The sequence below is a fragment of the Streptomyces sp. 5K101 genome (assembly GCF_046506645.1).
Taxonomy (GTDB): domain Bacteria; phylum Actinomycetota; class Actinomycetes; order Streptomycetales; family Streptomycetaceae; genus Streptomyces.
On sequence record NZ_JBKFFO010000004.1, the window covers coordinates 75,976 to 96,702 of the forward strand.

Sequence of the window (20,727 nt, forward strand, 5' to 3'; positions counted from 1 at the left end):
ACACCATGCGTTACGACAACGGAGGCGATCTCCTCGTCGCCGTCCTGCGCGAACTCGGCATCGGCACCGTGTTCGGCATCGTCAGCGTGCACAACCTGCCGCTGGTCGAGGCTGTCGACCGCGACCTGCGGTTCGTCCCTGTACGGCACGAGGCGTCCGCCGTGAACGCCGCCGACGCCTACGGGCGGGCCCGCGGCGGCCTCGGCTGTGCGCTGACCTCGACCGGCACCGGCGCAGGCAACGCGGCCGGCTCGCTGATCGAGTCCCTCAGCGCGGGCAGCTCGGTGCTGCACGTCACCGGACAGGTGGATAGCGCGTACCTCGGCAGCGGCCGCGGCTTCATCCACGAGACCAAGGACCAGCTCGGCATGCTGACGGCCGTGTCGGCCTTTGCGGCGAGCGTGCCGGACACGCACCGGGCCGGCCGGATCCTGCGCGAGGCGGCGTGCGCGGCGCTCGCCGCGCCGGGCGGCCCGGCGAGTGTCGAGTGGCCGATCGACCTCCAGTACGCGGCGCAGTCCGACACCCCTGCCGCCGTTGCCGCGCCCACCCCACCGGCGCCCACGGACGGTGAACTGGACGCCGCCGGCGCCGTCCTGGCCCGTGCCCGCCGCCCTCTGATCTGGGCCGGCGGCGGCGCGACGGGCGCCCGCGACGAAGTGTCCCGGCTGCTGGTGGCCACTGGAGCGGGACTGCTCACGTCCAACTCGGGACGCGGCACGGTGCCCGAGGACGACGGCCGGGTCATCGGCAACTTCGCCACCGCCCCGGCCGTGCGCGCCCTGCTCGCGGACGCCGACCTGCTGCTCACGGTCGGCACGCACTTCCGCTCCAACGAGACCGCCGACTACACGCTGGAGCTTCCCGCGGCGCACATCCAGATCGACGTCGACACCGCCGCGCTCGGCCGTGTGTACCCCGCGCCCCACCCCCTGCACGGCGACGCCGCCGCCACACTGGCCCGCCTGCTTGAGCATGCGCGTCCCGCCGAGCCGGGCTGGGGCGAGCGCGTCACTGACGTGCGCACCGAGGTGCGGGCGAACCTGCACGACGGCATCGGCCCGCAGGCCGCGATCTGCGACGCGATCCGGGCCGCGCTGCCCCGTGAGGCGGTCGTCGCCCGCGATGTCACCATCCCCTCCAGCAGTTGGGGCAACCGGCTGCTGGAGCTGTACGACCCCCGGGACAATGTCTTCCCGCGCGGCGGCGGCATCGGCCAGGGGCTCGGCATGGGCATCGGCGCGGCGCTCGCCCGGCCCGGCGCGCCGACCGTGGTGATCGCCGGTGACGGCGGCCTCGCCGTCCACCTCGGCGAGTTGCTCACCCTGGCGCAGGAACGGCCGCGGCTCACACTGATGGTCTTCAACGACGGCGGCTACGGCGTGCTGCGCAACATGCAGGACCGGTACAGCGAGCGCCGCTCCGGCGTCGATCTCGCCACGCCCGACTTCGCACTCCTCGCCCGCGCCTGCGCCCTGCCGTACCTGCGGATCTCCGCGGCCGAGCAGGCCGGGCCGGTCATCGGCCGTGCGGTCGCGTCCGACGGCCCGACGCTCGTCGAGGTGGACCTCGCGGCGCTCGGCCCGATGAAGAACCCGTTCACCCCGCCCGTGCGGATCCCCGGCCAGTAGGCCCTTCCCGTAAGACAGTCAGGAGGCAGCAGGTCATGAGCGAGAACTCGCTGCGGCTGGTCGTCCACCGCATGACGTGGGAGGCGGACGGCGTCCTCTCCGTGGAGCTGGTCCACCCGGACGGCAAGCCACTGCCCGCGTGGACGCCCGGAGCCCATGTCGACGTCCATGTGGGCGGTCACGTCAGGCAGTACAGCCTGTGCGGCGACCCGGAGTCCGCCGACCACTACCGGATCGGCGTGCTGAACGAGCCGTCCTCACGCGGCGGTTCGCGCCATGTGCACACGGCGCTCCGTCCCGGCCAGCAGGTCACCGTCTCGGAGCCGCGCAACCACTTCGCCCTGGAGGACGCCGGACACTACGTGTTCGTCGCCGGCGGCATCGGCATCACACCGCTGCTGGCGATGGCCAGGGAGGCGGCCCGCCGCGGCACCGCATGGCGGCTGGTGTACGGCGGCCGGAACCGCGGCTCGATGGCGTTCACCGCGGAACTCGCCGCGCTGGGCGGGGACATCACGCTCGTACCGCAGGACGAGCACGGTCACATCGACCTGGACGCCGCGCTGTCCGGGCTGGCCGAGGGCACCCTGGTCTACGCGTGCGGCCCCGAGCCGCTGCTGAGCGCCGTCGAGCAGCGCTGCCAGGAGGGGATGCTGCGGCTCGAGCGCTTCGCCGCGCCGGCCGTGCAGCGCACGCAGGACGACCAGGGCTTCGAGGTGGAGTGCCGAGCGTCGGGTCTGACACTCACCGTCGGCGCGGACACCTCGGTCCTCGACGCCGCCGAGGCCGCCGGGATCAGTGTGAACAGCTCCTGCCGGGAGGGCATCTGCGGGTCCTGCGAGACACGGGTCCTGGACGGCATCCCCGACCACCGCGACTTCCTGCTGAGCGAGGCGGAGCACGCGGCGGGTGCCACGATGATGATCTGCGTCTCGCGGTGCACCTCCGGCCGTCTCGTGCTCGACCTCTGAGCTTCCCTCTCGCCCCTTTCCCTCTACCTCCCGCAATGGAGTCACCGTGACCGACACCTGGCCGTATCTGGAGATCCACCAGAGCCGCACGCACGAACCGAGCCCCTACGAGCACAAGCTGGCCGCCACGCTCGAGGAGGTCTACACGACGGAGGGCCACGAGCTGGCCGACGTCGTCCGGGGGCTCAACGCCCGGAAGGTCCACGCGCCTGACGGGGAGCAGTGGACCGAGCAGTCCTTCGTCGCCGAGATGCACCGACTGGGAGCCTGACCATGACGCTGTCGACGACCGCCTCCGCGGACCACATCTACGCAAACGGTCTGCGCAACCAATGGCACGCCGTCGTCCCCTCGCACTTCGTCGCCCCCGGAGCGATGCGTAGGGTCACGGCTCTCGGCGAGCAGTGGCTGCTCTTCCGCCGCTCCGACGGCACCTTGTCGATGCTGGCCGACCGCTGCCCGCACCGCGGTGCGCCGCTGTCCCTCGGCAAGCACCTCGGCGACCGTGTCGCGTGCTGGTACCACGGCGTCGAGGTGGAGACGGACGGCACGGTCTCGTCCGTGCCGGGGCTGCCCGGGTGCAATCTGGAGGGCAAGAAGCTGGTCACCTCGCTGCCGGTGCGCGAGGTCGCGGGCGCGGTGCTCGCGTACTTCGGCGACGAGGAGCATCCCGAGCCGGTGCCGCTGACCCACCCCGATCCGCTCACCGAGCCGGGGACGGAGGCGTTCCTGTGCTACGCCGAGTGGAACGTGCCGTGGCGTTACGCGGTGGAGAACCTCCTCGACCCGATGCACGGTGCCTTCCTGCACCACGAGTCGCACACGATGTTCGACGGCGACACCACGGCCAGGTTCCGCATACGGGAGACCGACCGCGGCTACTTCTTCGAGAAGACCGACCAGCGGGGCGTCAACTTCGACTGGGTCGAGCTGTGCCGCACGGGTGTGGACTGGGTGGACCTGTCCATCCCGTACCCGCCCTCGGCCGGCCCCGGCGGACCGTTCGGCATCGTCGGCATGGTGTGCCCGGTGGACGCGGAGCGCAGCGGCGTTTTCTTCTGGCGCTACCGCAGGGTCCAGGGCTGGCAGCGGGACTCCTGGCGCTTCCTCTACAGGACGCTGGTCGAGAAGCGGCACTGGGACGTCCTCGAACAGGACCGCGTCATGCTGGAGGCCATGCCGGCGGACGCCGACCAGCAGGAGAACCTGTACCAGCACGACCTCGGTGTGGTCCGGCTGCGCCGGCTGTACCGGGCCGCGGCAACGGCCCAGTCGTCCGCCGGGGCGTGAGCGGATGTGCCCCGCGCACACGGCGGGCGCGGGGCCGGGGGGTCAGGGCTCCAGGGGGAGGTCGTGGCCGGCCTGGCCCGAGTGCTCTCCTCCCCCGCAGCAGACGCGCCGCAGCGACCGCGGGGTGAGGTCCGCGATCGTGGGGTAACCGTCCACCGCCATGATCAGGTCGGCTTCGGCGAGCAGCGCGCGCAGGACGTGGACGACTCCGTCGGTGCCGCCGAGCGCCAGTCCGTACGTGTAGGGGCGGCCGATGCCGACGGCGGTGGCGCCGAGTGCGAGCGCATTGACGACGTCGGCGCCGGAGCGCACCCCGGAGTCGAAGAGCACCGGCAGCCCGTCAGCTGCCTCGACGACGCCGGGCAGGGCATCGAGCGCGGGCAGCCCGCCGTTCGCCTGGCGGCCGCCGTGGTTGGAGCAGTAGATGCCGTCCACGCCCAGGTCCTTGGCCCGCCGCACGTCGTCCGGATGGCAGATGCCCTTCAGGATGAGGGGCAGCGTGGTGAGCGAGCGCAGCCACGGCAGGTCGTCCCAGGTGAGCGGGTTGCCGAAGATCCGGGCCCAGATGAGGGCCGCGGCGCTCGGGTCGCTGCGCTGTTCGCGCGGCTGGAGGGCGCGGAAGACGGGGTCGCTGGTGTAGTTGGCCAGGCAGTGCCCGCGCAGCTGCGGGAAGTTGGAGGTGGACAGGTCACGCGGGCGCCAGCCGGCGACCCAGGTGTCGAGCGTGACCACGATGCCGGCGAACCCCGCCTTCTCGGCCCGGTGCACAAGGCTTTCCGCCAGCTCCCGTTCGGTGGGTGTGTAGAGCTGGAAGAAGCCGGGGGTCGCGCCGAACTCGGCCGCGACGTCCTCCAGGGGGTCGGCGGACAGGGTCGAGGCCACCATGGGAATACCACTGCGGGCCGCGGCGCGGGCGGTCGCCAGGTCTCCGTGTCCGTCCTGGGCGCAGATGCCGAGGACACCGACGGGCGCCATGAACAGCGGCGACGGCAGCGTCATACCGAAAAGGCCGACGGACAGGTCGCGCCGGGCCGCGCCGACGAGCATGCGCGGGACGAGTCCCCACGCCATGGCCAGCAGCTGCGCGGCGTTATGCGATACACACCTGTATCGCATACGGTGCTGTATCGTGACGGGGGTCAGGTTGAGGTGTCAATGCCCGGGGAGGGCGAGTTGCCGAAGGGACCGACCAAGCGCCGACCGCAGACCACGGCGCGGCTGCTCGACGCCGCGCTGGAGACGTTCGCGGAGCGCGGCTTCTACGGGGCCTCCATCGAGGAGATCTGCGAACGGGCGGGGTTCACGCGGGGTGCGTTCTACTCCAACTTCCGCAACAAGGAAGCGCTGTTCTTCGCCCTGTTCGACCTGCACGCGCGGCGCGTCGTGGACCGGCTGGCCCATGCGGTCGACGAACTGGAGGACACCGAGGATCCCGTCCGGACGGTGCTCACGCGGATGAGCGCCCTCGACGAGGCCGAGCACCGCTGGTATCTGCTCTCGACGGAGTTCACCCTGCACGCCATCAGGCATCCCGACACGGCGCGCACCCTGGCCGAGCACGACCGCCTGCTGCGGGAGGAGATCGTCCACCTGCTCGGCCGCCTCTTCGACCGCCTCGGACGCCGGCCGACCGTCGACCTGGACTCGCTGGCCCGCCTCACCGCCGCCGTCCACGAGGGCTCCCTGGCCCAGAGTCTCGTCGAGCCGGAGCGCCTGGCCCCCGAGGAGCTGGCCGTCACGTACCTGCCGCTGCTGATCGACGCGGTGTCCGAGCCGTCGTCACCGCGCGACGCGGCAGGCTGAGCCGTACGGCCGGTACGCGACGCCGGTGACCTTTACATCGTGCGGGCATCATCACACGATCCTCACAGCGCTCCGTGCTCCGCCTGCTCCCGCCGGGCTACCCGGAAGGCAAGACGCTTTCTTCGCCTCCGGGGAGGCTGCCGTGATAGCCGTCGCTCTGCTCCTGCCCCTGCTGTTGCTGGGTCTGATTCTCGTGCTCGACCGCTACGAGGACTACATGGCCGCGACCACCCGCACGCCCCGCCACGCGGACCGCGCCGGCGTCAGCCGGAGGGCGGCAGCAGCGGGCCGGGCGGGCCGCGACCCTGACCGTCCCTGGTGACCGGGCGGCCCGACGGGGCCGCCCGACACGAGGAACCCTGCGACGCAGGGGGTCTCAGCGAGGCGTCACCGACCTCAGGTACGCGCCGAGCGACGCGATCGCAGCGGCGTTGCGGGGGCTTTCCACCAGGTCGACGTAGTCGAGCACGACGATGCGCCGGTGCCTGATCGCCGACACCTGGGCGAGCGGCGGGTAGGTCAGCAGGAAGTTCTTCTTCTGAGCCGCGGTGGTGTCGCCGTAGTCGTTGACGACGATCACGTCGGGATCGCGCTGGACGACGGTCTCCCAGCCCACCGTCGTCCACGAGTCCTTCAGGTCGTTCATGACGTGGTCGCCGCCGGCCTTGGTGATGATGTCGTCCGGCGCGGCGAAGCGGCCGGAGGTGAAGGGCTTGTCCTCGCCGCTGTCGTACAGGAAGACCGTCGGCCGGTCCGCTCCCTTGGGCGCCTTCGCCTCGACGGCGCCGACCTGCCCGCGGAAGTCCGCGATGAGCTGCCGTGCCCGCTCCTCCACGCCGAACAGCTTCCCGAGGTTGGTGAGATCGGTGTAGAGCGCCTCCAGGGGCGGCATGATGCCCCGCGCCTTGTCCCGGCCGTTGCGGCAGGACTCGGTGAGGACGTACGAGCTGATGCCGGACGTGCGCAACGCTTCCGGCGTCAGGCCGTTGTCCTCGCCGAAGCCGTAGTTCCAGCCCGCGAAGACCATGTCGGCACGGGCGTCCAGGACGATCTCCTTGGTGATCCGGTCCTTGGAGAGCCACGTCACCTTGTCGTAGCCGGCCTTCCAGGGGACGCCGTCCAGGTCTCCCTTGTCGTCCGGCATGACGAAGCCGGCCATCCGGTCCTCCAGGCCGAGGGCGAACATGATCTCGGTGATGCCGACGTCGTTGGTGACCACCCGTTCGGGGACCTTGTCGTACGTCACCTGGCGGCCGCAGTTGGTCAGGGTGACCGGGCCGCTGCCCTTTGCCTCGGGCGTCGGTGCGACATGCGCGCCGCACGCCGTCAGGCTGAGGGTGAGCGCGGTGGCGAGGGCCGCGTGTCGCAGGGCGGGGATCATGGTGCTCCTCATTAGGCGGGTGTGTCGGGGAAGCAGAGGCGTTCGTCGTGCCGGGAATCGGCTCGGGAATCGGCTGGGGCATCGGCTCGGGACGTGGGCAGCTCGCCGGGACCGGCGACGCGGTCGAACAGCAGTTGCACGGCCCCCGTCACCGGATGCCGTACGCGGTGCGCGCGCACCCCGAAGACGTCGGCCAGCACCTCGGGGGCCAGGACCTCGTCCGGTGGGCCGCAGGCGACGATGCGGCCGTGTGCGATCACGTACAGCACGTCGCAGTGGCCCGCCGCCAGGTTCAGGTCGTGCAGGGCGGTCAGTACGGTCGGTCCTGCCCCGGACTCCGTCCGGCGGGAGCCGAAGCCGCGCACCAGCGACAGGACGTCCAACTGCTGGGCGATGTCGAGGTGGTTGGTCGGCTCGTCGAGCACGAGGACACGGGGTTGCTGGGCCAGGGCGCGGGCGATCAGGACACGCTGCTTCTCACCGCCGGACAGGGACAGGAAGGAGCGTTCCGCGAGATGCGCCGCGCCGACCCCGGTGAGCGCGTCCCGGCAGATCCGGGCGTCGTCCGGGGAGGTGCGCCCGCCCGGGAGGGGGCCGCGCCGGTGCGGCAGCCGCCCCATCTCCACCACCTCGGCCACCGTGAAGTCGAACTCGGCCGACGACTCCTGCGGCAGCGCGGCGAGCAGGCGGGCACCGGCGCGCGCGTCCATGGCGTGCAGGTCGTCGCCGTCCAGGCGCACGGCGCCGGCGGCCGGACGCAGCGCCCGGTACACGCAGCGCAGCAGGGTCGACTTGCCGCTGCCGTTCGGCCCGACGAGGCCGACGACCTGGCCGGGAGCCGCGCGCAGGGTGATGTCGTGGACCAGACGGGCGCCCGCGACGTCGACCGACAGGTCCTCGACGTCGACACGCATCAGCGGCCCCCGAACGCGTAGCCGCGGCGGCGCATCAGCAGCAGGAAGCAGGGCACGCCCACGACGGCCGTGACGACGCCCACCGGTACCTCCGCCGGGGCGAGCACCGTCCGGGAGACGACGTCCACCCACACCAGCAGCACCGCTCCCGCGAGGGGTGTCACGGCCAGCACCCGCCGGTGGTCGGCGCCGACCACCATCCGTACGAGGTGCGGCACCATCAGGCCGACGAATCCGATCGCACCGCTGACCGCCACCACGGTCCCGGTGACGGCGGCCGTCACGACGAAGAGCTCCCTGCGCAGCCGTCGGGCGTCCACGCCCAGTGCGGCGGCCGTCTCGTCCCCCATGGCAAGGGCGTTGAGCCGCCCCGCCGACAGGGCGAGATGCACCGTCCCGGCGAGCACGGTGGCGGCCGCGACCGGCACCGAGCCCCAGGTCGCCCCGCCCAGGCTGCCGAGCAGCCACATCAGCGCCGACCGGGCGGCCTCGCCCCGGTCGGCGCTGAACACCATGAGGGTGGTGACCGCGGAGAAGCCGTAACTCATCGCCGTACCGGTCAGCACCAGCCGCAGCGGCGTCAGGCCGTGCGCGCTGCGCGCCGCCGCGTACACCAGGACCATGGCCGCGAGCGCCGAGCCGAAGGCGGAGACCGGCAGCGCCCACATGCCAAGCGCGGAGAACGCCCCCAGGAGAATCACGGCGTTGGCGCCGACCGCGGCCCCGGAGGAGATGCCGAGCACGAACGGGTCGGCGAGCGCGTTGCGCACCATGGCCTGTACGGCCACGCCGACGGTGGCCAGGCCGGCGCCAACGAACGCCGCCAGTACGGTCCGGGGCAGCCGGATCTCCCACACGATGGCGTAAGCGGACTGTTCGTCGGCCCGTATGGTGCCGCCGGTCAGCCCGGCCCGCATCAGGTGCCCCACCTGCCCCCACGTCAGGTCCGAGGCGCCGAGGCCGACCGCGCACACGAGGGAGGCGAGGAGCAGGGCGGCGAGTGCGCCGGCGAGCGGCAGGGCCGGTACGCGCCTCGGGACGGGCGGAGCCGGCCCGGCGGGGGCCGCGGACGGGGACGTGCTGACGGACACGGGCGCGGTCCTTCGCCTCGGGCCGCGTCCGTACGCATCAAGGGGTGGCCCTCAGGACGAGGACGTGCGCCATCCCTCTCGCAGTCCGCGGCGAGCAGTCGGGAACTCCAGCCGCCCCACGGGTGATCGGGCTTACGCGGCGCGCCCAGGACGGGCGGCCGCGCTTACCGTTGCGGGTCAGCGCCGGATTCCCACCGGACTTCCCCCACGGGACGCAGTGCGCAGCGTAGCAAGCGGGCGAGTACTCCCGTTCAGCGCGGGCAGCCCGCCACGGCGGCGGCGATGCTGTCGAGGTCCCACGCCACCGTGTCGGCGGGCGAACTCGGCGGGGAACGACCCGGGAATGACGGCACGTGCGCGTGCCCGGCCCGTAGAATCGGCGCTCATGTCGAACCCTGATGATCTGCTGGCCGACATCGCCGCCACGGTGGAGTCGGAGCACACCAATCAGATGTCCCTCACCGTCGTGATCCCCGGTGCCGTCATCACCGGACGACTGGCTCCGGAGGCCGTCTGGCGGGAGCGAGTGGCCGAAGTGCTGCAGGACTCGGCCCAACTGGGGGCCTTCTCCCCCGTGTTCACCAAGCCCGGAGCCCAGCGCGACCGGCACGGTGAGCCTCCCTCGTACCTGCACTTCCATGTCGCGCGGATCCTCCAGGGCAATGTGGGGATTCCGGAGACCGGCGGCATGTACCGCATCGCCATCAAGGACGTGAGCGCCTGGACGGTGGGGGACTTCAGCTACTCCGACCGCTGAGCGGACGTCCTTCGTCGCGGCGGGCCGGGCAGCCGTCGGCTGGCCCGGCACTCGTCCGACGGTCCGCTCACGCGACCTGGTCGCTGTATCCGCAGACCCAGGCGAGGGCGTCGTGCACCCCACGGACGTAGTCGCGCCTGCCGGCCTGGATGGTGGGGTCGTCCAGTTGGACCACGGCGGCGTCCACCTCGGCGGTCAGCAGCCGCAGGCCGGGGACGCCGCCGGCGCCCGCGCCGGTCACGGGTGACGGCTCCGCGTTCCCCATCGCCCACTCGTACGCCGCGGCCGCGCCGGAGGAGAATTCCGGCGCCGCTCTGCGTGCCGCCAGGCTCTTGTACACGAAGGCGACGTCCCCGTGCGCCCTGACACCGATGCGTTGCTCGCCTTGCCGCTCGTTCGTGGTCACGTCGACCGACTTCCTTTCCCCGGCGGCTGACGAGGTCCGCCGTCCGGGTCCTTCTCCTGCGCGGCCCTGAGAGGTGAGTGGCCGGGTGTCCATCCGTCCCTCCCGATTCCCGAGGTGCGTTTCAGCCGGTACCACGGGCGGGTTCCCCCTCGCCCCGCGCCTACGCACGCACGACGACGCCCGGCCGTACCCGCATCACGCCTGCCGCCTCCCGGCGCCGGCTCCCCGGCGGCCCGGCGGCCCGGCCCGACGCGCCTGGTGACACCCTGCCCGGCGGGGTCGATACTTGGCGCATGAACGGGTCCGCGCCTGTCGTCGGTGACCTGCGCAAGCGAGTGGGAGCAGGAATCTTCCGCCGCGTCGCGGGCCCGGCCGGTCCTGCCAACAGGGACCGCATCCACCACACGCCGGGACCCCGGTGGTTCGGTCCCGAGCGGCCCATCCGTACGGTGCACGGCGACGCCTCCATGTTCATCGGCGGTCTCCGGGCCCTTCTCCTGCAGTCCCTGCACCCCCTCGCGATGGCGGCCGTGGCCGCGCACTCCGGATACCGCGGCGACCCGTGGGGGCGGCTGCAGCGCACGAGCACCTTCCTCGCCGTGACCACGTTCGGCACAGCGGACGACGCGCAGGCGGCCGTGGAGCGCGTCCGCGCGGTCCACCAGCACACACGGGGCAGTACGACGGACGGCCGGCTCTACCACGCGGCCGACCCGCATCTGCTGGGCTGGGTCCACGTGGCCGAGGTCGACAGCTTCCTCCGCGCCCACCAGCGCTTCGGCGCCCACCCCCTCGACGGTGCCGGCTGCGACGGATACATCGCCGACATGGCACGCGTGGGGGCGGCCCTCGGCGTCCTCGATCCGCCGCGCGACCGGCGGGAACTGGCGGACCGGATCGACGCCTACCGCCCCGAGCTGCGCGGCACCGCGGAGGCCCGCGAGGCGGCACGGTTCATCCTGCTCCACCCGCCCCTGCCGCTCGTGGCCAGAGGCCCCTACGCCCTGCTGGCCGCGAACGCGGTCGCCGCGCTGCCCCCGTGGGCCCGTACCCCGCTGGGTCTGCCGAACCCGAACCGCGCCGCGGAGACCGCCGTCCGTCTCACCGGCCATGCCCTCACACGGACCATCCGCTGGGCCATGGCCCCCTCCCGCACCGCGGCGACCGCGCGACGGCCAGCGCGTTGATCACCCGTGCGGGGCCGTGCGGTCAGTCCCGGGGCATGCGTCCCTTGGTCCGCATCGCGGTGCGGACCCGCTGTTCGGCGAGGCCGCGTCCGGCCGTGTGCGGCGTGACGTCCTGTCGCTCGGCCTCGTCGAGGACGGTGACCGTATTGGCCCGCAGCCTGGCGGAGACCGTCTCGAAGATGCCGGCGGGGTCCGGCCGGAAACCGGAGTAGCGGGCGTCCATGGCGAACGCGGCGGCGACCACGCCCCCGGCATTGGCGACGAAGTCGGGGACCACCGTGATGCCGCGCCGGGCGAGGATGCCCTGCGCCGCCTCGGAGGTGGGCAGATTCGCGCCCTCCACGACGAGCCTCGCCTTGATCTCGTGCGCGGTGGTGTGGTCGATCACGTCCTGGAGCGCGGCGGGCACCAGGACGTCGCAGTCCACGCCGAGTTCCGCGCCAGCGGTGAGTGTGGCGCCACGGCGCTCGCGGGTGACGAAGTGGTCGCCGTGCTCCTCGCGGGCCGCCAGGAGGCCGTCGACATCGAGGCCGCTGGGGTCGTGCAGCGCCCCGTGCGCCGTGGACACCGCCACGACGGTGGCGCCCAGCTCGGCGAAACGGCGGGCGGCCGCGCTGCCGACGGCGCCGAAGCCCTGGATGGCGACGCGCGCGCCGGCCAGCGGCAGTCCCTGGCGTTGGGCCGCGGCATCGGCGGCATCGGCGACTCCGTAGCCGGTGACGCCGAGCTTGTCGTACGCGACGCCGCCGAGGTGGCCGGGGGTGCCGACGGCGGCCCCGCGGTCGCCCAGCTCGTCCTGGATGACGGCCGCGTCGTTCTCGGTGAGGCCCATGTCGAGCCCCATCACGTACTCGCGGGGCACCTCGTTGGACAGCGCGCGGGCGAAGGCGCGCAGGATCGCCTCCTTGTCGCGGGAGGCGGGGTCGGCGACGATCCCGGCCTTGGCACCACCGTAGAAGAGGTCCACGGCGGCCCACTTCCAGGTCATGACGCGGGCGAGCCGGGCCACCTCGCCGACGGTCACGGTGGGGCTCATGCGGGTGCCGCCCTTGCCCGTGCCACGGGCCGTGTTGTCGATGACCAGGACGCCCTTCATGCCGGTGCGCCGGTGGGAGACGACAACGATCTTCTCGGGGCCCCAGTCGTCGACGAGGGAGAGTGCGTCGGTCACGGCGTGTGTTCCTTGTCCTCGGAGTCCGTAGCGGAGGGGTGTTCACAGGGAGGTGTCGCCGGCGGGCAGCGCACCGGCGATGAGCTGCGCGAGGTGGGTGCCGGTGCGGTCGGTCTGCTGGGCGATCTGGGTGCGGCAGCTGAAACCGTCGGCGAGGACGTACGTCCCGGGGGCGGCCGAGCGCACCGCGGGGAGCAGGACCTGTTCGCCGGCGGCGACGGAGACGTCGTAGTGGCCGCGTTCGAAGCCGAAGTTGCCCGCCAGTCCGCAGCATCCGGAGGCGAGCGCGGTGTTGTCGACGCCCATGCGGCGCAGCAGTGCGCTGTCGGCGCCGAATCCGGCGGTGGCGTGCTGGTGGCAGTGGGTCTGGCTGATGGACGGGGCGTCGATGCGCGGCGGCTGCCAGTCCGGCGCGTGCCGGACGAGGAGTTCGGCCAGGGTGACGGTCGCCCCGGCGAGAGCGCGGGCGCGGGGGTCGCCGTCGAGGAGTTCAGGCAGGTCCGTCCTGAGCGCCGCGGTGCAGCTGGGTTCGAGGCCGACGACCGGAACTGCGGCGTCGACAGCGGGGGTCAGGGCCGTGACAGTGCGCCGGGCGATGCGCCGGGCGGTGGTGAGCTGTCCGGTGGTGACCCAGGTCAGGCCGCAGCACTGGGTGCCGTCGGGGACCTGTACGCGGAAGCCGGCGTTCTCCAGGACGGCGACTCCGGCGCGCAGGACCTCCGGCGTGAAGTGGTTGTTGAAGGAGTCGGCCCACAGCATCACCGGGCCGCGCCGGCCGTCGCCCTGCGGGGTGCGGCGGCGGAACCAGGTCAGGAAGGTCTCGTCCGCGAAGCGCGGGATCTCCCGCCGGCCGTCGATGCCGCCGAGCCGTTTGACGAGGGGGGCCAGCCGGGAGGCGGTGAGGGCGTTGACCACGCGCGGCATGCGGGAGGCGGGCCGGGACAGCAGGGGCAGCCAGCCCATGGTGTAGTGCGCGGCGGGCCGCAGACGGCGCCTGTAGTGGTGGTGCAGGAACTCCGACTTGTAGGTGGCGACGTCCACCCCGACCGGGCAGTCGGCGCTGCACCCCTTGCAGGACAGGCACAGGTCGAGGGCGTCACGGACCTCGGTGGAGCGCCAGCCGTCGGTGATCACGTCGCCCTGCGTCATCTCGTACAGCACGCGGGCGCGGCCGCGGGTGGAGTCCTTCTCGTCCCGGGTGACCCGGTAGCTGGGGCACATGACGTCGCCGCGGTGGCTCGTGGTGCGGCACTTGCCGACACCGACGCAGCGGCGGGTGGCCTTGGCGAAGTCGCCGTCGTCGGCGGGGAAGGGAAAGCCGGTGCTCGGGCGGGCCAGGGGCAGCGGGGTGCGGTGGGGGCTGACCCGGAGGTGGCCGTCGAGGGGCAGCGGGTGGACGATCATGCCGGGGTTGAGTCCGTTGTCGGGGTCCCAGATGTTCTTGAACTGTTCGAACAGGGCGATGACATCGGGGCCGTACATCAGCGGCAGCAGCTCGGAGCGGGCCTGTCCGTCACCGTGTTCGCCGGACAGCGAGCCGCCGTGCTCGGCGACCAGCTTCGCGGCGTCGGTGACGAAGGCGCGGAAGACGGCGGTGCCCTGCTCGGTGGTGAAGTCGAAGTCGATCCGGACGTGGAGGCAGCCTTCGCCGAAGTGCCCGTAGACCGCGCCCTGTAGTCCGTGGCGGTCGAGCAGGCGGGTGAAGCGTCGCAGGTAGGAGCCCAGCCGGTGGGGCGGGACGGCCGCGTCCTCCCAGCCGGGCCATGCCTCGCCGCCGTCGGGCAGGCGCGTGGCCAGGCCGGCTCCGTCCTCGCGGATCCGCCACAGCCGCCCGGCGCGTGCGGGGTCGGTGACGACCTCGCTGCCGGTGAAGCCCGCGGCCTGCCGGGCGGTGCCCGTGAGTTCGGCGGCGCCGTCGCGCAATTTCTCCGGTGTGCCGCCGAGTTCGGCGAACAGCCACGCCCGGGCGGCCGGGAGGGTGTCGATGGCGTCCCGGGTCTCGGGGCGGGTCACGATGTCGGTCAGCGCGTGGTCCAGTCCCTCCAGGGCCAGCAACCGGTGCGCGAGCAGGGCGGGCACGGCGTCGGCCGCGGCGCAGGCGTCCTGGAAGCCGAGCACGACCAGCGCCCGGGCGGGCGGCGGGGAGACGAGGCGGACGGTCGCCGAGAGGATGAGGGCGAGGGTGCCCTCGCTGCCGACCAGGGCGCGGGCGAGGTTGAAGCGGTGCTCGGGCAGCAGGTGTTCGAGGGCGTAGCCCGACACCTGGCGCGGGAACCGTGCCAGTTCGGTGCGCAGCACCGCGAGGTTGTCCTCGGCGAGCCGGTGCAGGGACGCGATCAGCCGCCCGCGGTCGTCGCCCGCCGCGACGGCCTCGTCGATCTCGCTCCGGGTCATCTCGCCGAGCCGGACCACCGTGCCCCGGTAGGTGACCACTTCGAGTTCCAGGACGTTGTCCGCAGTGCGTCCCCAGGCGAGGGAGTGCGATCCGCAGGCGTTGTTGCCGATCATGCCGCCGAGGGTGCAGCGGCTGTGGGTGGACGGGTCGGCGCCGAACAGCAGGCCGTGGCCCGCGGCGGCCTCCTGCAGGTCGTCGAGGACGATGCCCGGCTGCACGGTCGCCGTCCGCGCCTGGGGGTCCAGCGCGAGCAGCCGGTTGAAGTACCGGGAGAAGTCGAGCACCACGCCCGGTCCGACCGCCTGCCCGGAGGTGCTGGTGCCGGCTCCTCGCGAGGTGACCGGCACTCCCAGACGGCGGCAGACGGAGAGGGCGTTGAGCACGTGCTGCCGCTCCCTGGGGAACACGACGGCGAGCGGTGTCCGGCGGTAGTTGGAGGCGTCGGCCGAGTACTGCGCCCGGCGGCCGGCGTCGCCGTCGACCTCGCCGCAGTTCCCGCGGCCGAGGGCCTCGGCCACCGTCGCCGCGTCAGGGCTGCGCAGGTCCCGCGCTGTCGTGGTCACGTGTTCGCTCCTTCGTGCTCGCCGGCCGCGTCCGGCCCTGGTGCCCCCACCCTGCGGGGCGGGCGAGAGTGTCCACAAGGCCCAGCAGGGCGAAAGAATTGACGGTCGAGGGTGACAAATGCTTATGCTCGCTGCCCCTGCGTCCCCGGGAGCGACGTTGTTGAAGCCCGCGCACCTGCTCACGTTGAAGGCCGTCGTCCGCAGCGGCTCGTTCGCCATCGCGGCACGCGACCTCGGCTACACGCCGTCGGCGATCTCCCAGCAGATCTCGGCCCTGGAGAAGGACACCGGCCTCGCCCTCTTCGAGCGCGAGGCCCACGGCATCCGCCCCACGGCTGCGGCGCACCGCCTGGTCGACCTGAGCGCGCGGGTCCTGGCGGCCATGGACGACCTGGACCAGCACGTACGGGAACTGGCCACCGGCGCCACGGGCCGGCTGAGGCTGGGCAGCTTCCCCACGGCCGGCGTGCGGCTGGTGCCGTCCACCTTGTCCGCGGTGGCCGAGAGCCATCCCCGCGCGCAGATCCAGCTGGAGGAGGGCGAGCCCGACGAGCTGCTCGCGGCGCTCGGCAGCGGCGACCTGGACGTCGCGCTGGTGTACGAGTACGGGCTCAGTCCACGGCAGTGGCCCGACGGCCTGACCCGCCACGACCTGCTGCGTGAGGACCTCGTCCTGCTCCGGGCCCGCGGCAGCGGCCTGAGCGCAAAGCTCCCCCATCTCTCCCGGGCCCGCTGGATCACGAGCCGGGAGGGCACCGCCGGGGCCCAGTCCTTCGTACGGCTGTGCGCGGCGGCCGGGTTCGACGCCGCGGTCGCCTTCCGCAGCAACAACTACGACGTGGTGCGGGAGTTGGTGTCCGCGGGCCTGGGGGTGGCGGTGGTGCCGGCCCTCGGATACGCACCGAGCGAGGCCGTCGAGGCGAGTCGGCTCACTCAGCGCTCGGCACACCGCAGGGTGATGGCGCTGCATCGCGGCGAGAACAGCAATCCGCTGCTCGACACCATGCTGGTCGCGTTGCGGCGGGCGGTGCCGGCCGATGAGCCGTATCTGCATCCGGCCAAGCCGGCGTGACCGGCCCCGGCGGCACCTGCCGGCTGTCGCGGGGTCCGGCAGGTGCCGCCGTACAGGCGCGGGCGTGTACCTAAGGGACCGGTGCGTGTGCGGGCCGGGGCTCCGGTTCGTCGGAGTCCGTCATGTCGTCGAGGGTGTCGAGGTCGACGGAGCCGCCGGGCATGACCTGGCGGGTGCGGCGGTAGCCGTAGAAGGCGTACAGGGCGAGGCCCGCGAGCAGCCAGCAGCCGAGCCGCACCCAGGTCTCCCAGGTCAGGAACGACATGAGCCAGAGGGAGAAGACCATGCCGAGGACGGGCACCACCGGCATGCCCGGACAGCGGAAGCCGCGCTTGAGGTCGGGCTTGCGGTAGCGCAGGACCAGGACGGCCGCGGAGACGATCATGAAGGCCAACAGCACGCCGATGTTGGTGAGTTCGGCGACGGCGTTGATGGGCAGGACGCCCGCCAGCACCGCCGACACGACTCCGATGACCCAGGTCGCGCGGTGCGGCACCCTGCGCTTGGGGTGGATGGCGCCGAACCACGCCGGCATCAGACCGTCACGGCTGAGGGCGTACCACAGCCGGGAGGCGCCCATCATGAAGGAGAAGGTCACCGTCACGATGCCGATGACCGCACCGATGGCGATGACGTTCGCCAGGCCGCTGAGTCCGACGCTCGCGAAGGCGCTGGAGATGCCGCTGCTCGGATTGAGCTCCGTGTAGTGCTGGATGCCGGTGAGCACGATGCAGGCGAGGACGTACAGGACCATGGAGATCGCCAGCGACAGCATCATCGCCTTGGGCAGCTTGCGCCGTGCTTCCACCGACTCCTCGGCGGCCGTACTCAGGGCGTCGTAGCCGAAGACGGCGAAGAAGACCGTGGCCGCCCCGGTGAACGCCCCGCCCAGCCCGAAGGGTGCGAAGGGAGTGAGGTTGCCGGCGTCGACCTTGGTGAAGCCGACCACGATCACCAACAGGACGATGGCGATCTTGACGATGGTCAGGACCGTCTCGACGCGCGCCGAGGTCCGGGTGCCGCGGGTCAGGAGCCAGGCCACGCCCAGACAGATCACGATGGCGAGCAGGTCGATCCTGTGACCGGGCCCTGTGCCGGGTGCGCCCAGCGCCCAGGTGGGCAGGTGGATGCCGACGGCGTCCAGCAGGAACCCGAGATAGCCGGACATGCCGATCGCGACGACGGCGACGATGGCCGTGTACTCCAGCAGCAGGTCCCAGCCCACGATCCAGCCGACGATCTCCCCGAGGACAGCGGCGCAATAGGTGTAGGAGGAACCGGCTTTGGGGACCATGCCGGCGAATTCGGCGTAGGCGAAGGCCGCGCAGAGCGAGGCGGCCCCGGCGACGAGGAACGAGATGAGCACGGCGGGACCTGCGACGTCGCGTGCGACGGCCGCGGCGAGACTGAAGATGCCGGCCCCGATGATGGCGCCGATGCCGATCATCGTCAGCTGGGTGAGACCGAGCGTGCGCACCATGCGTGCGCCGGCGGGCTGCTCGGAGGGAAGTGTTCGCCGGAATACTCCCTGCGGTCCTCTTCCCAGCAGCGCAGGGAGAGGGGATTTGGGGGTGTGATCGGGGGACATCGCTCGCTCCCTGTCAGGCAACGGCGGCACGACGGGCCACCGTCGTGGCGTGGGTCACCACTGGCCTGTCACCCTCACGCACGATCCCGTACGGGCAAAAGACACTTCAGCGCGACAACTTGCGTCCCTGAGGGCAAGCACAGCTGGTGCCCGGGCACCAGAGCACCCAGGAGAACTGCCCTCGGCGCCGAGCGGTTGCCCTACGCGTCGGGCCGGGCCTTGGGCCCGCCGCTCCGGGTCACGGCCACCGCCCGCAGGACGTCGATTAGCGCCGCGACGGTCGGCCGGTGCTCGGCGGTGGCCCGGAAGACGACGACGATGTGCCGTTCGATGGTCTCGCGCAGCCGCACCACGTCGAAGCGTGAGGCACGCAGCCGGAGCATCAGGTCCGTCACGGTGCTCACGCCGATGCCCGCCTCGACGAGCGCCAGCGTTGCCGCGGTGTCGGTCACCTCGTGCTGCACCACCGGTTCGACGCCCGCCCGGCGGCAGGCGGTGCGCACGGCGCGGCCGTAGTAACTGTCGGCCGTCGGCAGGATCCACCGGAGGTCCTGCGTCTCGGCCAGGGCGATCTGCGTACGTCCGGCCATCGACCCGGCGGGCACGGCGAGGGAGAACCGCTCGCGGTAGAGCCGCGTCACCCGCAGCGCCGGATCGCGCGGGATGGGCAGGTCCGGATAGTCGAGCCCGAGCGCCAGATCCACGCCTCCGGAGGCGACGGCGCTGTACACCTCGTCCACGTCCATGTCGCGGCTGTGCACGGCAAGCCCCGGATGGGTCGTGCGCACCCGTTGCAGGGCCGGCGGCAGGATCTCGGCGGCGGCCGTGGCGAAGAGGCCGACGTGGAGCACTCCGGAGATCTCGTTGCGGCTGCGTTCCAGCGCCTCGACCGCCTCGGCCTCGGTGGCCAGGATCCGTTCGGCGTGGCGGGCCAGCGTCATTCCGGCGTCGGTCAGCTCCACGCGCCGCCCCACGCGGCACAGCAGCTCCATGCCCGTGGCCTTCTCCAGTGCGGCGATCTGCTGCGAGACGCCGCCGGGGGTGTATCCCAGGGCGTGGGCCACCGCGGTGATGGTGCCGCGCCGGGTGAGTTCCACGAGGGAGCGCAGCTGGGAACTCGTCCAGTCCATATAGGGATGCTAATAGGTCGGAAGCAGGAACTGTTCATGGACGTCAACGGTTGGGTTGCGTCACGATGACGCGCAGACAGCTGATCAGCGTTTCCCCGGGCACCGACAGCCGGGCCACACCCGACGGGATTCCCCACGGCGCGGCACCGGCCTCTGGAAGGGATCGGCCATTTGTCCACCTCATCCGTCTTCCACACCGTTCCGTCTGACGCCGATGTCGTGATCATCGGTGGCGGCGTGATGGGTGTGAGTACCGCTTTCCACCTGGCCGAAACCGGCGTCGACCGTGTCGTCGTGGTCGAACGCGGCGATCTGGGCTGCGGCAGTTCGGGCAAGCCGATCGGCGGTGTGCGGGCGCAGTTCTCCGACCCGCTCAACATCGCACTGGGCAGCCGCAGTCTGCGGGCCTACCAGGACTTCCCGCACCGTCCGGGTGCGGACATCCGCCTCGACGGCGTCGGGTACCTCTTCCTGCTCACCAGCGCCGAGCAGGCCGCCGACTTCGAGACGAGCGTCGGGATCCAGAACGGTCTGGACGTCCCAAGCCGCATGATCACCCCGCGGGAGGCCCGCCGGCTGTGCCCGTACGTCAGCACGGAGGGACTGGTGGCCGCCGCCTACTCGCCCGCCGACGGCCACGCCCGCCCGGGCCTGGTCGTGAAGGGCTACGCCGACGCCGCGTCCCGTGCCGGCGTCACGTTCGCGACGCACACCGCGGTGACCGGCATCGACACGTCCGGCGACCGCGTCACGGCCGTTCACACCGACCGCGGTGTCATCGCGTGCGCCACGGTCGTGTGCACGGCGGGCGCCTGGTCGGGGCAGATCGGCGGCCTGGCCGGCATCGACCTGCCCGTACGGCCGGTACGGCGCCAGCTCGCCTTCACCGAGCCGCTGACACCCCCCGCGCCCCGCATTCCCTTCACCATCGACTTCTCGTCGTCGGCCTACTTCCACAACAGCGACGACGGACTGCTGTTCGGACTGGCCGATCCGGACCAGCCGGACGGCTTCGACACCACCTGGACCCCGGAATGGCTGGAGCTCTTCCGCGCCGCCGTGCGCCACCGGGCCCCCGCCCTCGCCGGCATGAGGACGACCGGCGGCTGGGCCGGCCTGTACGAGGTCACCCCGGACCACAACGCGCTGATCGGACGCTCCGGGAAACTGCACAACTTCCTGTACGCCACCGGGTTCTCCGGCCACGGCTTCCTTCAGGCGCCCGCTGTCGGCGAGATCATGCGCGACCTGTACCTGGGCCGCACGCCGTGCGTCGACATCTCCCCGCTGAGCGCCGACCGCTTCCGGGCCGGGTCCGAGATCCGCCCCGAGGCGCACGTGGTCTGAAGCGACCCGACGGGGCAACCGAGATCCCCC

At 72.3% G+C, this 20,727-nt stretch carries 19 protein-coding genes and 1 riboswitch; of the genes, 10 read left to right on the top strand and 9 right to left on the bottom strand.

What is annotated here, in order from left to right:
* The first annotated feature begins 5 nt into the window (after positions 1 to 5).
* Genes ACLB9X_RS08670 through ACLB9X_RS08685 form a run of 4 tightly spaced genes read left to right on the top strand, consistent with a single transcriptional unit; the run spans position 6 to position 3,892 of the window.
* Entirely contained in the window at positions 6 to 1,631 is a 1,626-nt protein-coding gene (locus ACLB9X_RS08670; protein ID WP_410359672.1) for a thiamine pyrophosphate-binding protein, read from the top strand.
* Positions 1,632 to 1,666: 35 nt separating this feature from the next.
* The gene (locus ACLB9X_RS08675; RefSeq protein ID WP_410359673.1) at positions 1,667 to 2,602 is read left to right on the top strand and encodes a PDR/VanB family oxidoreductase; all 936 of its coding nucleotides are present in this window, start codon (positions 1,667 to 1,669) and stop codon (positions 2,600 to 2,602) included.
* Between the two features lie 46 nt (positions 2,603 to 2,648).
* A complete protein-coding gene (locus ACLB9X_RS08680) occupies positions 2,649 to 2,873 on the top strand; it encodes a recombinase-like helix-turn-helix domain-containing protein (protein ID WP_410359674.1) in 225 nt (74 codons plus the stop codon).
* A gap of 2 nt (positions 2,874 to 2,875) precedes the next feature.
* Positions 2,876 to 3,892, top strand: a complete 1,017-nt coding sequence (locus tag ACLB9X_RS08685; RefSeq protein ID WP_410359675.1) for a Rieske 2Fe-2S domain-containing protein — start codon at positions 2,876 to 2,878, stop codon at positions 3,890 to 3,892.
* Between the two features lie 42 nt (positions 3,893 to 3,934).
* Here the strand turns inward: ACLB9X_RS08685 and ACLB9X_RS08690 are convergent, their stop codons facing one another.
* Positions 3,935 to 5,008, bottom strand: a complete 1,074-nt coding sequence (locus ACLB9X_RS08690; protein ID WP_410359677.1) for an alpha-hydroxy-acid oxidizing protein — start codon at positions 5,006 to 5,008, stop codon at positions 3,935 to 3,937.
* 57 nt (positions 5,009 to 5,065) lie between these two features.
* On the opposite strand from ACLB9X_RS08690, the gene ACLB9X_RS08695 reads away from it, so the two are divergent.
* Both ACLB9X_RS08695 and ACLB9X_RS08700 read left to right on the top strand, forming a co-directional pair.
* Entirely contained in the window at positions 5,066 to 5,695 is a 630-nt protein-coding gene (locus ACLB9X_RS08695; RefSeq protein ID WP_410359678.1) for a TetR/AcrR family transcriptional regulator, read from the top strand.
* A 142-nt stretch (positions 5,696 to 5,837) separates the two neighbouring features.
* Positions 5,838 to 6,017, top strand: coding sequence for a hypothetical protein (locus ACLB9X_RS08700; RefSeq protein WP_410359679.1), 180 nt, complete (start codon positions 5,838 to 5,840; stop codon positions 6,015 to 6,017).
* Positions 6,018 to 6,071: 54 nt separating this feature from the next.
* Here the strand turns inward: ACLB9X_RS08700 and ACLB9X_RS08705 are convergent, their stop codons facing one another.
* From ACLB9X_RS08705 to ACLB9X_RS08715, 3 genes are read right to left on the bottom strand one after another with little or no spacing between them, the layout of a single operon-like run.
* Complete coding sequence (locus tag ACLB9X_RS08705) at positions 6,072 to 7,076, bottom strand: ABC transporter substrate-binding protein (RefSeq protein ID WP_410359680.1); 1,005 nt, start codon at positions 7,074 to 7,076, stop codon at positions 6,072 to 6,074.
* Between the two features lie 11 nt (positions 7,077 to 7,087).
* Complete coding sequence (locus ACLB9X_RS08710) at positions 7,088 to 7,990, bottom strand: ABC transporter ATP-binding protein (RefSeq protein ID WP_410359681.1); 903 nt, start codon at positions 7,988 to 7,990, stop codon at positions 7,088 to 7,090.
* Entirely contained in the window at positions 7,990 to 9,081 is a 1,092-nt protein-coding gene (locus ACLB9X_RS08715; RefSeq protein ID WP_410359682.1) for a FecCD family ABC transporter permease, read from the bottom strand. Before ACLB9X_RS08715 ends, ACLB9X_RS08710 begins: the two co-directional genes overlap by 1 nt.
* Before the next feature lie 120 nt (positions 9,082 to 9,201).
* Positions 9,202 to 9,287: riboswitch (cobalamin riboswitch) on the bottom strand.
* 179 nt (positions 9,288 to 9,466) lie between these two features.
* On the opposite strand from ACLB9X_RS08715, the gene ACLB9X_RS08720 reads away from it, so the two are divergent.
* On the top strand, positions 9,467 to 9,838 hold the full coding sequence (locus ACLB9X_RS08720) for a hypothetical protein (RefSeq protein WP_410359683.1): 372 nt from the start codon (positions 9,467 to 9,469) through the stop codon (positions 9,836 to 9,838).
* 67 nt (positions 9,839 to 9,905) lie between these two features.
* Here the strand turns inward: ACLB9X_RS08720 and ACLB9X_RS08725 are convergent, their stop codons facing one another.
* Positions 9,906 to 10,244, bottom strand: coding sequence for a hypothetical protein (locus ACLB9X_RS08725; RefSeq protein WP_410359684.1), 339 nt, complete (start codon positions 10,242 to 10,244; stop codon positions 9,906 to 9,908).
* 293 nt (positions 10,245 to 10,537) lie between these two features.
* Here ACLB9X_RS08725 and ACLB9X_RS08730 point away from each other — a divergent pair, with 293 nt between their 5' ends.
* Positions 10,538 to 11,431, top strand: a complete 894-nt coding sequence (locus ACLB9X_RS08730; RefSeq protein ID WP_410359685.1) for an oxygenase MpaB family protein — start codon at positions 10,538 to 10,540, stop codon at positions 11,429 to 11,431.
* Between the two features lie 22 nt (positions 11,432 to 11,453).
* Here the strand turns inward: ACLB9X_RS08730 and ACLB9X_RS08735 are convergent, their stop codons facing one another.
* Both ACLB9X_RS08735 and ACLB9X_RS08740 read right to left on the bottom strand, forming a co-directional pair.
* Positions 11,454 to 12,602: a Glu/Leu/Phe/Val family dehydrogenase gene (locus ACLB9X_RS08735; RefSeq protein ID WP_410359686.1), complete on the bottom strand. Its 1,149-nt coding sequence runs from the start codon at positions 12,600 to 12,602 to the stop codon at positions 11,454 to 11,456.
* A 42-nt stretch (positions 12,603 to 12,644) separates the two neighbouring features.
* Positions 12,645 to 15,560: an FAD-binding and (Fe-S)-binding domain-containing protein gene (locus tag ACLB9X_RS08740; protein WP_410359687.1), complete on the bottom strand. Its 2,916-nt coding sequence runs from the start codon at positions 15,558 to 15,560 to the stop codon at positions 12,645 to 12,647.
* A gap of 160 nt (positions 15,561 to 15,720) precedes the next feature.
* Between ACLB9X_RS08740 and ACLB9X_RS08745 the strand changes: the two genes are divergently transcribed.
* Positions 15,721 to 16,632: a LysR family transcriptional regulator gene (locus tag ACLB9X_RS08745; protein ID WP_410359688.1), complete on the top strand. Its 912-nt coding sequence runs from the start codon at positions 15,721 to 15,723 to the stop codon at positions 16,630 to 16,632.
* Between the two features lie 70 nt (positions 16,633 to 16,702).
* On the opposite strand, the gene ACLB9X_RS08750 is transcribed toward ACLB9X_RS08745, so the two are convergent.
* Entirely contained in the window at positions 16,703 to 18,112 is a 1,410-nt protein-coding gene (locus tag ACLB9X_RS08750) for an amino acid permease (protein WP_410359689.1), read from the bottom strand.
* A gap of 308 nt (positions 18,113 to 18,420) precedes the next feature.
* On the bottom strand, positions 18,421 to 19,350 hold the full coding sequence (locus tag ACLB9X_RS08755) for a LysR substrate-binding domain-containing protein (protein WP_410359690.1): 930 nt from the start codon (positions 19,348 to 19,350) through the stop codon (positions 18,421 to 18,423).
* Positions 19,351 to 19,521: 171 nt separating this feature from the next.
* On the opposite strand from ACLB9X_RS08755, the gene ACLB9X_RS08760 reads away from it, so the two are divergent.
* Positions 19,522 to 20,697 (top strand): NAD(P)/FAD-dependent oxidoreductase, encoded by a 1,176-nt coding sequence (locus ACLB9X_RS08760; protein WP_410359691.1) that lies wholly within the window; start codon positions 19,522 to 19,524, stop codon positions 20,695 to 20,697.
* Positions 20,698 to 20,727 lie beyond the last annotated feature (30 nt).